A 14,473-nucleotide genomic window follows, 5' to 3' on the forward strand; every position below is an offset into this window, starting at 1 on the left:
TACCTTTCTTTGTCGGTGTCCGCCGAGTCGCTCGGATCAGCCGGTCAGTCGAGCGCACGGTTCATGAATCCCTTGATGCCGGCCAGCCCGAAGCCCAGGAGCGCCGCCACCAGAACCGTCAGCGAGAGCCACAATGGCAGTGACTCGACGCTGCCGTCGAGGAGCAGAGCGCGCAGGGCCTCACTGAAGTAAGTGAGCGGGTTGGCCGCGCAGATGACCTGAAACCATCGCAGGTCGCTCAGGCCGAGCCACGGGAACTGGGTGGCTCCGGTGAACATCAGAGGCGTCAGCGTCACCGCGAACACGATCTCGATGCGCCGCGGCGGCACGAAGGTGCCCAGCGTCATGCCGAGCGCCGCGCCCACCAGCGATCCGAGCACGAGCACGCCGAGCAGTCCCGGCAGCGCGCTCCACGGCCACGAGACACCGCCCATGACGAGCATGCCTATCGGGATCATGAGAACGGCCGAGAACAGCCCGCGGGCGGCGCCGAAGACGACCTTCTCGACGGCGACGAGTTCCAGGCGCATCGGCGACAGGAGCCGGTCCTCGATCTCCCGGGTGTACGAGAAGTCGAGGACGAGCGGCAGCGTGGTGTTCTGCAGGGCTCCGGTGAACCCGGCGAGTGCGACCACGCCGGGCAGCAGCACGTCCTTGAACTCGCCGCCCACGTATCCGAGATCGCCCAGGACCTTGCCCAGGATGAAGACCGTGAACAGCGGCTGGAGCACCACCTGGGCGAGGAACGAGGGCAGCTCTCGGCCGGTCACGAAGACGTCGCGGCCCAGTACGGCGAGGAAGACCCGCATGGGGCCGGGCGTGCGCGCATCGGTGCCGCCCGGCCCGGCGCCGTGGGCCTGCTTCACTTCCATGGTCGTGGTCAACGGAGCTCCCGGCCGGTGAGGTGGATGAACACGTCCTCCAAGCTCGGTTTGCCGATGGCCAGGTCGCTCAGCCGGCACTGGACACCTTCGAGCATCTTGATGACATGGGGCAGCACGGCGGCCGGGTCGAGGGACGTATAGAGGCGGAACTGCTCGTCCGTACGCGCGGGATCCGATGGAAGGCGTTCGACCCGTTCGACACCGTCGACGCCACAGAGCGTGAGAGTGACGTCCTCGGCGCTCGCGCCGGTGAGCATGAGGGTGACGGTGAGGGTGGTGTGGCCCGGCAGGCCACGAGTGAGGGTTTCGGGGGCGTCGAGGGCGATGAGCCTGCCGTGGTCGACGACGCCGACGCGGTCGCACAGCTTCTCCGCCTCGTCCATGTCGTGCGTGGTGATCACCACGGTCACGCCGTCCTCGCGCAGTTCGGCGATGCGCTCGTGCACGAACAGCCGTGCCTGCGGATCGAGTCCGGTGGCGGGCTCGTCGAGGAAGAGGACGGAGGGCCGGTGCATGAGCGCGCGGGCGATCATCACCCGCTGGGCCTGGCCGCCGGACATGAAGTCGACGCGGGCGTCGGCAAAGTCCCCGAGGCCCATGCGCTCCAGCAGCCGGTCCGCGGTCTTCTTCCGTTCCGCGGGACGGAAGCCGTGGTAGGCGGCATGGAACAGGAGATTCTGTCGGACCGTCAGCGACCGGTCCAGGTTGTTGCGTTGCGGCACCACGGCCAGTGCCCGGCGCGCGCGGGCCGGACGGGCGACCACGTCGATCCCGCCGACCCGGGCGGTGCCCGAGGTGGGCAGGACCCGGGTGGTCAAGACGCCGATGGTGGTGGTCTTTCCCGCCCCGTTCGGTCCAAGCAGTCCGAAGACCTCTCCGTGCGGCACGGAAAAGCTCAGGCCGTCCACTGCGGGCGCGAGACCGTTCGGATATTCCTTCACGAGATCTGCGACAGTCACGGCTGCATTCACGGCACTCACCCTAGGAGTGGCTGTTTCGCCACGTACAGACGCGCCGGGGAAGTCTGGGGGGAGCCACCGCCGAGCTAGGGGGTGCGCCACGGCCGTAGGGGGTGGCCACGAGCGCCGGTTGCGGTGACGGTCCGGCGGGGCCCTGCGGGTAACGTAAACGGGCGGAAGGGACAGCTCGACGATCGGTGGTTGGCCGGTGGCGCAGGAACCCAGGGCCGGTGGGACGGTGACGGCGGGCGGGCGGGCCCGGGCGCTGGCGCTCGCACCGCCGCGCGGCCTGGCCCTGTCGGCCCTGTCCGCGGTCTGCCCACTGGTGCTCGCCCTGTCGTTCCTGACGGCGCTGTGCGGTCTGATACGGCCGACGGTCGCACTGCGTCGCGTACCGAACCTGGCCCGTCGGCTCGCCTCCTCCTGGTGCGCCACCGAACCCCTCGCGCCGCCGTACCGGCCGGCCCCCGACCCTCCCCGCCCCGACTCCGAGGGCCGCTACCGGGTCGGCAACCAGCTCTACCGCTCGCCGCGGCTCCCGGCGTACCAGCGTCGGGTGGAGTGGCTCGCGCACGATCCGGCGACCCATAGGGACGCCCTGTGGCTCGCGCTCAACCCGCTGGTGTCGGCCGTCACCGTTCTGGTCCCGGCCGCGCTGTTGGCCGCCGGTGCCGTGCTTTCGGCACTCGGGGCGGGCGCGTCCTCCCCGGCGGGGATCCTGGCCGGACTGGCGGCCCTGGTAGTCGGGCCGGTGTGCGGTCCGGCCCTGTTGGCGGCGCACGGCCGCTGGACCCGGTCGCTCCTGGGCCCCCGCGCCACCGCGGCACACCGGCGGTGGCCGACGCAACTGTGGCGGGTGGCGGCACGGCACGCCCGAGCGGTGCTGCGGCTGCTGGCCGCAGGCCTGTTGTCGGTGGTGGCGCTGCTGCTCGCGGTGGGCACGTTGCTCTGCCTGGTGCCGGGTCTTGGCTGGCCGCTCGCGGCCTACCTGCGGCCGAGCCGGACCTTCGTCGGCATGCGGCGGCGGCAGACGGGGGTCTGGACGGGCGTGGACATCGCCTCCCCCTACACGCCGCCGCCACTGCCACCCGAGCCCCGCGCGGACGGCATGTACCGGGCCGGGCGGACGCTGTACCGCTCACCACGCCCGGTGGCGCGGCTGCGCCGCTACGCCTGGGCGGTGCGGTCGGCCACCACCTGGCGCGATCTGGTGTGGCTGCTGTGCGAGCCGTTGGCCTCCCTCGTCCCGGCCGCACTGGTCGCGGCCCTGGTGGGCTATGGCTTCCTGGGGCTGGCGTGGCCCTGGTTGTGGGTACTGCCGCTGGGGCCGTGGATCCCGTACGACCCAGCGGGCCCCTGGAATCTGCTGACCGGCGCGCTGCCCCTGCTTGAGCCGCTACCCACGGCCGTGGGGCCGCTGCTGGGTGTGGCGGGCACACTCGCCGGACTCGCCGCGGCGCCCCGGCTGCTGGCGCTGCACGCCCGTTGGAGCCGTCTGCTGCTCGCCCCGACACCGGCGGCGCTGCTCGCGCAGCAGGTCGGCGCGCTGCGCGAGCAGCGGGACGAGACGACGGACGCCCAGGCCGCGGTGCTGCGCCGGATCGAGCGCGACCTGCACGACGGGGCGCAGGCCAGCTGGGTGGCGGTCGGCATGAAGCTGGACTCGGTGGGCTACCTGATCGAGGAGAACCCCGAGGAGGCCAGGCGGCTGGTCTCGGAGGCACGCGAGGGCCTGGCCAAGGGGCTCCGGGAACTGCGGCAGCTGGTACGCGGCATCCATCCGCCGGTACTGGCCGAACGCGGCCTGGCGGACGCCGTGCGTGCGCTGGCGCTCGACGTGCCGCTGGAGACGGAGACGGTCGTCGGGCTGTCGGACCGTGCGGACCCGGCGATCGAGTCGGCGGTGTACTTCACGGTCGGTGAACTGCTCGCGAACGTCACCAAGCACGCCCGGGCACGGCGTGTCCGAGTGGAGCTGTGGGTGGACGACGGGCAGCTCACCGGCGCGGTCTGCGACGACGGGTGCGGTGGTGCGGATCCGGTGGCAGGCAGCGGACTGAGCGGGCTGCGTGCCCGACTGGCGCCCTTCGACGGCGTGTTGACGGTGGACAGCCCCCCGGGCGGACCGACCCGGGTGGAGTTCGCACTGCCGATGCGGCAGCGTCCCGGGCCGTGACCGGGCTGTTAGGGTTGTCAGACCCCTTAGCGACGGAGCCCTCTTGCGAATCGTCCTGGCCGAAGACCTGCATCTGCTGCGCGAGGGCCTGACCCACATGCTCACGGTGCGGGGCATGGACGTGGTCGCGGCGGTGGAGACCGGGGAGGAACTGCGCGACGCACTGCGCGAGCACGCGCCGGACGTGGCGATCGTCGACGTACGGCTGCCGCCGACGTTCACCGACGAGGGCCTGCAGGCGGCCCTGGCAGCCCGCAGGGAGACGCCGGGCCTGCCGGTGCTCGTCCTGTCGCAGCACGTGGAGCAGTTGTACGCGCGCGAGCTGCTGGCGGACGGGACAGGTGCGGTCGGCTATCTGCTCAAGGACCGGGTGCTCAACGGCGATCAGTTCGTGGATGCCGTGCGCCGCGTGGCCGGGGGCGGTACGGCGATGGATCCGGACGTGATCGCGAAACTGCTGGCCTCGTCCCCGCACCAGGCGCCGTTCGCGGCACTCACGCCCCGCGAGCGGGAGGTGCTGGCGCTGATGGCGGAGGGCCGGTCCAACGCGGCGATCGCGCAGCGGCTGTTCCTGAGCGAAGGGGCGATCAGCAAGCACACCACGAGCATCTTCGGGAAGCTGGGCATCAGCGCGTCCGACGACGGCAACCGCAGGGTGCTGGCCGTCCTCGCCTATCTTCACGGCACGGGTTCGGGCGGTGCGCCGACAAAGCCGAGGTAGCGGTCCAGGACCAGGCGGTGGTAGCCGGGACCGAAGCCCATGCGCGCGGCCTCGGGGACCAGGGCGCGCAGCTTCTGGGTGGCGACGGTGTGCCGGGCGCCGCCCTGGTGCGCGACGTCCAGGAACTGCCGGTGCGGCATCACGCCGAGGCGGTGCGCAAGGTGGTCGACGATGTCGGTGACGGAGGCGGCGTGTCCGGAGGCCACGTTGACGGTCTCGCCGTCGAGGTCCTGGCCGAGCAGGCGGTCGATGAGAGTGACGGCGTCCTCGACGTGGATCAGGTCGCGGACGGCCCCGCGGTGGATGCGGATCGTACCCTGCCCGATCTGCGCCACGAGGGCGGGAACGAGCTGGTGCGGGGGCTGCGCGGGGCCCACGAGGTGCCCCAGGCGCAGGATCAGGTGACGGGCGCCGGACTCCTTCAGACGGGTCTCCAGAGCGAGCTTGTGCACACCGTACGGGTTGCACGGGCGGACGGGGTCGCCCTCGCGTGCCGGGCCGTCCACGGCTCCGTACATCGCGGCGGACGCGGTGGAGAAGAAGATCAGACGGCGTCCTTCGGCCCGGCAGCGGTGGGCCGTCTCGTCCAGTAGCTCGCCCTCGCGCGCGAAGTCGGCAGCGGAGCTCTGGCTGGTCCAGGAGACCCCGGCGGCTACGGCCACGGTGTCCGGGTGACGGTGGGCCACCGGGTGCAGGTTCCGGGCGATGAAGCCCCCTCCGATGATGTCCATGGCTCGTCCCTGTCGTGGTGTACCCGGCCACGGTCCCTCACCAATGTGCGCGAAGCCGTCCCGATGATCGCGGCCGCCGCCGGAAGACCGCCGGAGGGCGGTTCGAGGAACGGTGGAATTCCCTGTCGGCGGTCCGAGCCGGGTCCGCCGTTGCTCGACCGCTGCCCTAGGTGCCGTGCGCACGCTGGTCGCGGTGCGCGGGCGGACAACGGCGGCCGTCGCCCGGCGCACAGCCCCACCCGGCCCCCTTTCCCGACCCCTTTGCGAAAGGCCCGTCACGATGCGTGTGCTGGTGACCGGAGGCGCGGGCTTCATCGGCTCGTGCTTCGTCCGACAGCTGTTGTCCCGTGCGTATCCGGATCTGGCCGGCGCGGCCACCGTGGTGCTCGACAAGCTCACCTACGCCGGGAACCGGGCCAACCTCGCCCCCGTGGTGGACGACCGGCGCCTGAAGTTCGTGCGGGGTGACATCTGCGACGGCCCGCTGGTGGCCCGACTGATGCGTGGCACGGATCTGGTGGTGCACTTCGCCGCCGAGTCGCACGTCGACCGCTCCATCGCCGACTCCTCGGCGTTCGTGACGACGAACGTACTGGGCACACAGATGCTGCTGCAGGCGGCGGCCGACGCGGGTGTCGGCCGCTTCGTGCACGTGTCGACGGACGAGGTGTACGGCTCGATCGACGAGGGTTCCTGGCCCGAGGACCATCCTCTGGAGCCCAACTCGCCCTACTCCGCCTCGAAGGCTTCCTCGGACCTGCTCGCGCTGGCCTTCCACCGCACGCACGGTCTGGACGTACGGGTGACGCGCTGTTCCAACAACTACGGGCCGTACCAGCACCCGGAGAAGGCCGTCCCGCTGTTCACCACCCATCTGATCGACGGCGTCCCGATACCGCTGTACGGGGACGGCGGCAACAGCCGTGACTGGCTGCACGTCGACGACCACTGCCGGGGCATCGCGCTCGTCGCGGTCAAGGGCCGGGCGGGCGAGGTCTACAACATCGGCGGCGGCACCGAGCTGACCAATCGTCAACTCGTCGGCCGACTCCTGGAGCTGACCGGCCGGGACGCCTCGTGGATCCGTACCGTCGCGGATCGCGCGGCTCACGACAGGCGTTACTCGGTGGACATCTCCAAGATCTCCGCCGAGCTGGGGTACGAGCCGCTGGTCCCTTTCGACCGGGGCCTGGCCGCGACGGTGCGCTGGTATCGCGACAACCGCCGGTGGTGGGAACCGCTGAAGGCAGCGACGGCGGCCCGCCTCCGGCCCGCCTCGCCGTCGGGCTCCGGCCCCGCCGACCATCACCTCACGAGGAGTTGAGCCGAAGTGAACGCCCGCGGCGCATGCGCACCGCAGGATGCCGCGTCCTCGTGGCTGCGCCGTTACCGGCCCGACGACACCGCCGCCGTACGCCTCTTCTGCTTCCCGCACGCGGGCGCCTCGGCCTCCGCGTACCTCTCGGTCGCCCGACGGCTCTCGCCTGCCGTCGAGGCGATCGCGGTGCAGTACCCGGGGCGTCAGGACCGCCGCAACGAGCCGTTCCTGGAGAGCGTCGACGAAGTCGTCGACGCCCTGGTGCCGGCGCTGCGTGTGTCGGCGGACCGCCCGTACGCGCTGTTCGGGCACAGCCTGGGCGCCACCCTCGCCTACGAGACGGCGCGCCGCCTGAGCGCCGAGGACGGGCGGTCGCCTGCCCGTCTCTTCGTGTCGGGGCGCCGCTCCCCCACCCGGCCACGCCATGCCATGGCGCATCTGCGCGACGACGCGGCCCTGGTGGCCGAGGTCGCCCGGATGCAGGGTTGCGACCCCCGGCTGCTGCAGGACAGCGAACTGCTGGACATGGTGCTGCCCGCGCTGCGCAACGACGCCCGGATGGCCGAGGGCTACCGCCACCGCCCCGAACCGGCCCTCACCGTTCCGCTGACGGTGCTCACCGGGGACAGCGACCCCCATGTGCCAGTCGCCGACGCGCGTGCCTGGCAGACCCTCGCCGGCACCGACGGCTTCGACCTGCACGTGCTGCCGGGCGGTCACTTCTATCTCAACGACCACCACGACCAGGTATGCCGGATCGTCGAGGAGGCGCTCGGCCATGCCTGCTGAAACCCCGGACGGCGCCCTCGCGCCGCGGCCCCTGCTCACGGCTGACCGGACGGTCACCGCCCGCAGGCTGTTGGCCTCCGCCCGTGTCCCCGACAGCCCGCCGATGCCCGTCGCCCGTGTCCAGGAGTGGCTGGACGAGCGGGCGAGCGCAGGACGCTTCCAGGTCCGGCCGGTTCCCTTCGGTCAGCTGCGCGGCTGGTCCTTCGGCCCGGCGGACGGCAATCTGCGCCACGAGTCCGGCAGGTTCTTCTCCGTCGAGGGCCTGCGGGCACGCAGCGACGCCACGGCCGGTGGCGAACGGTGTCAGCCCATCATCGTGCAGCCGGAGATCGGGATGCTGGGCATCGTCGCCCGCGAGATCGACGGTGTACTGCATTTCCTGATGCAGGCCAAGATGGAACCCGGCAACGTCAACACCGTCCAGCTGTCCCCGACCGTGCAGGCCACCCGTTCCAACTTCACGGGTGTGCACCGCGGCCGCGGCATCCCTCATCTGGCTCTCTTCCTGTCGCGAGGCCGGGCGCGGGTCCTGGTCGACGTGCTCCAGTCCGAGCAGGCCGACTGGTTCCTGGCCAAACGCAATCGCAACATGGTCGTGGAGATCGCCCCGGACGACGACATCGAAGTCGGCGAGGACTTCCGCTGGTTCACCTTCGGACAGCTGCGGACCCTGCTGCTCCGGGACAATCTCGTCAACATGGACTCCCGGTCCATCCTGGCCTGCCTGCCCACGGCGGGCGGTGCGCCCGGCGCGCCGGGCGGTGACGTCCTGCGCTCCTTCTACGACTCCGAGGCCCGGCCCCGCCACACCGAGGCCGAGTTCGGCAGCTGGCTGACCGGGGTACGCGCGCAGCGCGAGCTGGTGCGCCGCCTGGTACCGCTCCACGAGGTTGTCACGGACGGCTGGCGGCACGACGAGCACGAGATCGCGCACACCAGCGGTCGGCGCTTCCGGGTGATGGGTGCCGACATCACGGCGGGCAACCGCGAGGTGAGCTCTTGGTCCCAGCCACTGATCCAGCCTCAGGTGCCGGGCCTGATGGCGCTCCTGGTCAAGGAGATCGGCGGCACACTGCACGCCTTGGTGCAGGCCCGCGTCGACGTCGGCACGCTCAACGTCGCCGAACTGGCACCGACCGTGCACTGCCGCCCCGCCGACCACGCCGGCCCGGACGCCGAGCCCGCACCGCCCTACCTGACCGACGTCGTCTCGGCGCCCACCGGGCGGGTGTGCTATGACACGGTCCAGTCCGAGGAGGGCGGCCGTTTCTACCACGCGCAGAATCGGTACTCGATCGTCCGCGTCCCCGACGACTTCCCCGAGGAGACCCCGGAGGACTACCTGTGGCTAACCCTGGCCCAGCTCACCGAGCTGCTGGCGCACGGCAACTACCTGGGTGTGGAGCTGCGCACGCTCGTCGTGTGCGCCCACACGCTGTACTGATGGCCGGGCCGGTGCGCATGGGGGTGCTCGGCTGCGCCGACATCGCGTCCCGCCGCACCCTGCCGGCGCTGCTGGAGACCGAAGGGCTGGAACTCGCCTGTGTGGCGAGCCGCGACGCGGGGCGGGCAGCCGCGTTCACCGAACGCTTCGGCGGTGAGCCCCTGGACTCGTACGAGAAGCTGCTGATGCACGAGGACGTGGACGCGGTCTACGTATGCCTGCCCACGCTGCTGCACGCCCGATGGGCCGAGCGGGCGCTGGCCGCGGGCAAGCACGTGCTGGTGGAGAAGCCACTGGCGGCCTGCACGGCGGACGCCGACCGGCTGTTCGCCGCGGCTCGCGGCGCCAACCTCGTGCTGCGGGAGAACTTCATGTTCCTGCATCACCGCCAGCACCGTCGGGTGGCCGAGCTCCTGACGTCGGGGGTGCTCGGGACCGTACGCACGGTGTCGGCGGCCTTCACCATCCCGCCGCGGTCGGCGGGCGACAGCCGCTACGACCCCGAACTCGGTGGCGGCGCGCTGCTCGACAACGGCGTCTACCCGCTGCGCGCCGCCCTGCGCTTCCTCGGCACCGGGCTTTCGGTGGCCGGGGCGGTGCTGCGCGTCGACGAGCGGTACGGGGTCGACGTCGCGGGTGCCGCACTGCTCGCCGCGGCGGACGGGACGAGCGCCCAGGTCCGGTTCGGCATGGAACACCACTACCGCTCCTGGTACGAGATCCAGGGCAGTGCGGGAACACTGGCCGTCGACCACGTCTACACAACGGCCCCCCCGCACCGTCCGGTGCTGCGCCTGTCCGTGGGCACGGAACACTCGGAGATCACCGTCGAGCCCGAGGACCACTTCACGTCGATGCTCACCTCGTTCCGGGACGCCGTGCGCGGCAGCGAACTCCCCCTGTTGGAGGAGGAGTCGCTGGCGCAGGCACGGCTGCTGGACGAGGTGCGGGGCCGGGCGACGCGGTTCACGGTGTAAGCGGGCCCGTACGCGGTCGACGCCGTGCGCACCCCCTGTCTCCGGCTATCCGGCCCGCCGGCGTAGGGGTCGCCGTCGTCCGCGGCCCCGGAGCCTGCTCCGCGGCCTGGATCCCGGCCGTGCTCCGCCCTACCGTCAGGTGTCCGGCACCGCATTGCAGCACGGCTTCGGCGCATGTCTGCCACAGGAGGTAAGTGTGCGTGTTCAACCGGTGCCAGAAGTGAGCGTCAGTATCGACGGGAACGGGTTCCTGGAACTGCAGGTGGATTCGGTGGTCCGGCCCAGGCGCTACCTCTGCTCCCCCGTCTGCACGGCCATGTGGATCGCCCTGCGCCAGCACGACGGAGATCCCGCCGCCGCGGCCCGCATGCTCGCCTCCCTGTGGGGCACGGCACCCGGGAAAACCCGCGCCGACCTGGACACCTGGCTGGAGGAGCTGCGCGACGCGGGACTGGCCCACCATGTTCCCTGACGTACTTCGGCACCGGCGTGTCCCCTCTTTCCTCCGACCTCGCCACCGCCGGCCACTCCCCCGAGCCTGCCTCGCAGGGCGCCGGGGCACGTGTTCTGCATGCGGTCTGTGCCGAACTCCTCGGCCTTGCCCGGCAGCGTCCCGTCGTGATCGTCGTGGACCAGTCCCGTGCGGCTGAAGCCGAACTCGCCGGTCCGGCCTTCGCCCAGGCCGCACTGAGCTGCCTCTCCCGTTGAGACACCGCACTGCTGACGGCCGCCGACCGGGCCCGCCGCACCGCGCGGCGGCCCGGGCACTGCAGCACCGGGGCACCGATCCCGTCGTCGTCGCCCGGCACCTCGTCTCCGGCGGATCCGCCGGACACTGGGCGGTCGGCGTACTGAGGACCGCCGCCGCCCAGGCCGCCGAGGGCAACGACGGGGTGGCGAGGACGTCCTTGGCTCCCGTCGGTGAGCCGGGTCCCATGGCCGCGCCCAGCCTCCGCCGCAGCTGGAGTATGTAGGTCTGGAGGGTGGTCAGCGCCAGGACCCATCCCTGCGGGGCGAGGCGTGCTCTCAAACGCTCCTCCAGCGCTCCTCACCTGCCGCGGGACGCCGGGCCGCCGCGTCGAGAAGTCGCGCGAGGCCGCGCACGGCCTCGCCGGTACCGGTGTCGGCCGACAGCACCACTAGCGGTGGACGGTGGCCGTCCGCCGCCAGGAGCCGAGCCGTCTCGTAGGCACCGGCGCCTCCGCCTGAGTATGCGCCGAGCACCAGCGGTTTCCCTGCGCCGGCCAGGTCCCGCAGTGCCTCGTACCAGGCCTGGACTCCGTCCGGTGACCGCCGCAGCAGCACCACTGACTCGGGTCCCGTGTACAGCCGGGACAGCAGTGCGTACCAGGACCGCGGAACGCCGGGAGAGGGCACCAGGCACACAACGCCGCCCGCCCCGGGGCGCAGGGTGACGAAGGCGGGCCAAGGGGCCGCCGCTGCCGGGAATGCGTCGAGGCCCCCGGCGATGGGCGTCGACTCGTCGGCCCTGTCCGGGAGTTCCCGCAGCAGATCGGCGCAGCGGGCCAGCAGTCCGGTGGCGTCCGTCGGCCTGGTGCGGTCGGAGTTCACCGAAAGGACCAGGCCGCCCGCCTCGTCGTGGTGCGCGAAGAGGGTGACCGGGAAGGCGGTCGCGGCGCCCGTGGTCTCGGGGAGCTCCATGCGGATGCCTTGCGCGGCGAGCGAGGGCGCCAGCCGGTCCAGAGGGCCGAGGCTGCTCTCGAAGACGAGCAGGCTGTCGGCGGTTTGTCCAGCCGCCCCGGACGGGCATCGCATGCCCCCCGCCCAGCCGTCGATCTGACCGGCCGAGACCCATTCGTACGACGCCAGGTCGATGGCCTGGTCGCGCAGGCCGGCCAGCAGTTCGGGCACGGTGGCCGCCGGGTCGACCTCGACCGAGACGGGCAGCGGGTTACACAGCGCACCGGGCAGGCGCTCGACGCCGTCGAGCGGGATGCCCCGCCCGGAGACCGCGACGCTGAACCGCACCGGCATCGGATCCCCCGCCCCGGCCGCCCGGAACAGCATGAGCGCCCAGGCGGCCTGCAGCGCACCGCTCACGGTGGCGCCCCACCGGCCGGCCCAGGCACTCAGGCGGGCCGCCTCGGAAGAGGTGAGCCGCACCCGGGCCCGTCCGTGGCCCGTCGCCTCGGCGGCGGGCCACGCCGAGGTGCAGGCTGTCACCGACGACGCGGCATCCGGTCGGGGCGCGGCCCGCTGCCAGAAGTCCCGTGCGGGAGCGAGGTCCTGGGCCTCGATCCAGTGCGCGTAGTCGCGTAGGTCAGGACGCCGGTCGCCGCCCGGGAGCGTGCCGTCCGCCAGATAGGCGCGGTAGAACTCCGCGAGGAGCAGGCGCACGCTCCAGGTGTCGAGCAGAGCCTGGTGATAGGTGAGCAGCACGCGCGTGCTCGGCGGGCTCGTACCGTCGTCGGGCGGACCGTCGAACAGCGTGACCCGCAGCGGCCCGGGTGACCGCGGGTCGAGCCCGCGCCAGCGGTCGTCGGCGAGGGCTTCGGACCAGCGCGCACCCGCGTGGGCCCTGCGCACCACATCGGGAACGACACGGTCGTGAAGGGTGATCCGGGGCTCCGGGCGGTGGTCGAAGGCGGCCCGCAGCACGGCCTCCCGGTCGAAGACCGACTGCCAGGCGGCCGTGAACCGGGCGATGTCCAGCGGGCCGTGCCAGACCCAGCGGAGCTGCTCGATCTGCCGTCCGGTTCCGGGGTGCGCGTCGGCGTCGGCGAGGAGTGCACGCTGCAGCGGGCTCGCCGCGACCGTGCTCGCCGCGGAGGGCACCGCGTCGGGTCCTCCCGCCAGCTCCTGGAGGACGTCCTTGGTCAGGGACAGGAGCCGTCCGACGGACTCCTCGGTGATGCCGTCGTGGACGGCGGGCAGCCAGTCGAGCCCGACGCGCAGCCGGCGTCCGCGCACCCACGCGACGATGTCGAGCGCGTACGGGACGACGGCCCGGTCCGGCCGGGGGGCGGTACGGACGTCCGCATCGGGGGTGAAACGCACCAGGACCGGGACGAGTTCGCGCATGGCGAGCCGGAGCGCCGGGTCGGGCGTGTACTCGCGGCACGCGCTGAACACGGCGCATCCCACGTCGGCGAGGGACCCGGCGACCCGGCCGAGGAACTCCCGGGCGGTGTCGTCCGGTGTGCCTGGAAGCAGTACGGGCTCGGTCTCGGCGAACGGCCCGACCGTACGGGCCAGGGCGGGACTGCCCTGCCGCCCGTCGGTGCACACGTCGAAGGAGGCGCACTCGGTGCCGCGCCACCGGATCAGGGCCAGCCCCAGCGCGCCGCTGAGCAGTTGGACCGGGCTGAGCCCGAAGCGCCGGGGCAGGGCTCCGCTCAGCCGCTCCGTCGCCGCACGGCCGAGCGTGAAGCCGGGGTGACGGTGCGGAGCACCGTCCGGGAGGGGGCGCCGGGGCGGAAGGCACGGGCTGCGGCGCGTCCTTCGGCGACGGCGCGCCGGCGGTCGCTCTCGTGGGGGTCCGAGCCCGTCGTAGGCAGCGCGGCGGCCCAGTCCGGGTACCGCACGTCCTCAACCGCGAGTTCCTCCTCCGGCCGGGCCAGAGCAGCCCGCAGGTCGGCCGTGAGGACATCCAACGAGAGCTGGTCGACGAGAAGTTCGTGGGCCACCACCAGCCTGCGCCGCCCGCGCAGCAGAACGGCGCACAGCGTGCGGCCGGTGACGGGGTCCAGGCGGCGGCTCGCGGCCATGACGGCCTCCCGCTCACGCGCCCGGGCGACTCCGTCGGCGACGGTGCACGAGGCTTCGTACACCGGCGGCGCGACATGGATGCCGCCGTCGCCGGCGGTGTCGATCCGGGCGCCGAGCAACGGGTGGGCCCGGGCCAGCGCCCACAGTGCCTCGTCGACCGCGGCCGGGTCGAACGGCTCCCTCGCGTTCAGCGCCCTCCAGTGGGGGCGGCCGTCGGGCTCGGCGCGGCGGCGCCGGAGCAGATCGCGCTGGGCCGGCCCGAGCGGGACGGCCGGCCTGTCACAGGCGGTGAGCAGGTCCGCGACGAGACCGGCCGGGAAGGCGGCGGAACGCTCGTCCGGGTCGTCCGCCGCAGCTGCCGACTGCGGCTCCACGTGCAACAGGTGGTGGCCGGGTCCCAGCCGCTGCAGACGATGGGGCCAGGGCCGGCCACCGTGGGTGCGCGACGCGGCGTGGTCGAGGGCCGCCGCCACACGGCCGGCGGTCAGGGGGCCACGCACCTCCAGTGTGGGCGGAGTGCGGTAGGGCGGCGTCCCCGGGTCGATGACCACGGTCATCGGCGCATCAGCCAAGCGGTCGGCGGCGGCACGGTCGTCGGTTATCGACATCCGGGGGCGTGGCCCCTCCCCCTTCTCACACGGCGGAACACTCTGCACGGCACCGCCATACGGAGGTGCCCGGCGGCGCCCCTGCACGCCGGTCCGATGCTTCCCGGCGGTCTCCTCGCCGCGACGTCCACGCCCTG

The 14,473-nt window shown here is 72.6% G+C and carries 13 protein-coding genes; 8 read left to right on the top strand and 5 right to left on the bottom strand.

What is annotated here, in order from left to right; all coding sequences use genetic code 11:
* Positions 1 to 44: 44 nt before the first annotated feature.
* Together ACGFN2_RS21600 and ACGFN2_RS21605 are read right to left on the bottom strand one after the other, a co-directional pair.
* Complete coding sequence (locus ACGFN2_RS21600) at positions 45 to 884, bottom strand: ABC transporter permease (protein ID WP_393362758.1); 840 nt, start codon at positions 882 to 884, stop codon at positions 45 to 47.
* Positions 881 to 1,864 carry an ABC transporter ATP-binding protein gene (locus ACGFN2_RS21605; RefSeq protein ID WP_393362761.1) on the bottom strand — a complete coding sequence of 328 codons (984 nt, stop codon included), beginning with the start codon at positions 1,862 to 1,864 and terminating at the stop codon, positions 881 to 883. The genes ACGFN2_RS21600 and ACGFN2_RS21605 overlap by 4 nt, the downstream gene beginning before the upstream one ends.
* Positions 1,865 to 2,051: 187 nt before the next feature.
* Between ACGFN2_RS21605 and ACGFN2_RS21610 the strand changes: the two genes are divergently transcribed.
* Both ACGFN2_RS21610 and ACGFN2_RS21615 read left to right on the top strand, forming a co-directional pair.
* Positions 2,052 to 4,019, top strand: a complete 1,968-nt coding sequence (locus tag ACGFN2_RS21610) for a sensor histidine kinase (RefSeq protein ID WP_393362764.1) — start codon at positions 2,052 to 2,054, stop codon at positions 4,017 to 4,019.
* 43 nt (positions 4,020 to 4,062) lie between these two features.
* A complete protein-coding gene (locus ACGFN2_RS21615) occupies positions 4,063 to 4,740 on the top strand; it encodes a response regulator (RefSeq protein WP_393362767.1) in 678 nt (225 codons plus the stop codon).
* Here the strand turns inward: ACGFN2_RS21615 and ACGFN2_RS21620 are convergent.
* A complete protein-coding gene (locus tag ACGFN2_RS21620; RefSeq protein WP_393362770.1) occupies positions 4,698 to 5,471 on the bottom strand; it encodes an NAD-dependent epimerase/dehydratase family protein in 774 nt (257 codons plus the stop codon). The two genes, ACGFN2_RS21615 and ACGFN2_RS21620, sit on opposite strands and share 43 nt — an antisense overlap.
* A gap of 280 nt (positions 5,472 to 5,751) precedes the next feature.
* On the opposite strand from ACGFN2_RS21620, the gene rfbB reads away from it, so the two are divergent.
* The 6 genes from rfbB to ACGFN2_RS21650 all read left to right on the top strand — a co-directional run bounded on the left by rfbB (position 5,752) and on the right by ACGFN2_RS21650 (position 10,707).
* Positions 5,752 to 6,795 (top strand): dTDP-glucose 4,6-dehydratase, encoded by a 1,044-nt coding sequence (rfbB, locus tag ACGFN2_RS21625; RefSeq protein ID WP_393362773.1) that lies wholly within the window; start codon positions 5,752 to 5,754, stop codon positions 6,793 to 6,795.
* A gap of 6 nt (positions 6,796 to 6,801) precedes the next feature.
* Positions 6,802 to 7,578, top strand: coding sequence for a thioesterase II family protein (locus ACGFN2_RS21630; RefSeq protein WP_393362776.1), 777 nt, complete (start codon positions 6,802 to 6,804; stop codon positions 7,576 to 7,578).
* Entirely contained in the window at positions 7,568 to 9,022 is a 1,455-nt protein-coding gene (locus tag ACGFN2_RS21635) for an NDP-hexose 2,3-dehydratase family protein (RefSeq protein ID WP_393362779.1), read from the top strand. Before ACGFN2_RS21630 ends, ACGFN2_RS21635 begins: the two co-directional genes overlap by 11 nt.
* Positions 9,001 to 9,999: a Gfo/Idh/MocA family protein gene (locus ACGFN2_RS21640; RefSeq protein ID WP_393362782.1), complete on the top strand. Its 999-nt coding sequence runs from the start codon at positions 9,001 to 9,003 to the stop codon at positions 9,997 to 9,999. Before ACGFN2_RS21635 ends, ACGFN2_RS21640 begins: the two co-directional genes overlap by 22 nt.
* Before the next feature lie 220 nt (positions 10,000 to 10,219).
* Positions 10,220 to 10,471 (top strand): PqqD family protein, encoded by a 252-nt coding sequence (locus ACGFN2_RS21645; RefSeq protein WP_393362785.1) that lies wholly within the window; start codon positions 10,220 to 10,222, stop codon positions 10,469 to 10,471.
* A gap of 17 nt (positions 10,472 to 10,488) precedes the next feature.
* Positions 10,489 to 10,707 (top strand): hypothetical protein, encoded by a 219-nt coding sequence (locus ACGFN2_RS21650; RefSeq protein WP_393362788.1) that lies wholly within the window; start codon positions 10,489 to 10,491, stop codon positions 10,705 to 10,707.
* A 318-nt stretch (positions 10,708 to 11,025) separates the two neighbouring features.
* Here ACGFN2_RS21650 and ACGFN2_RS21655 read toward each other — a convergent pair whose 3' ends face one another.
* Positions 11,026 to 13,248 (bottom strand): condensation domain-containing protein, encoded by a 2,223-nt coding sequence (locus tag ACGFN2_RS21655; protein ID WP_393362791.1) that lies wholly within the window; start codon positions 13,246 to 13,248, stop codon positions 11,026 to 11,028.
* 107 nt (positions 13,249 to 13,355) lie between these two features.
* The gene (locus ACGFN2_RS21660) at positions 13,356 to 14,336 is read right to left on the bottom strand and encodes a hypothetical protein (protein WP_393362794.1); all 981 of its coding nucleotides are present in this window, start codon (positions 14,334 to 14,336) and stop codon (positions 13,356 to 13,358) included.
* Between the last annotated feature and the right edge of the window lie 137 nt (positions 14,337 to 14,473).

This window comes from Streptomyces sp. NPDC048612 (genome assembly GCF_043199295.1).
Taxonomy (GTDB): domain Bacteria; phylum Actinomycetota; class Actinomycetes; order Streptomycetales; family Streptomycetaceae; genus Streptomyces.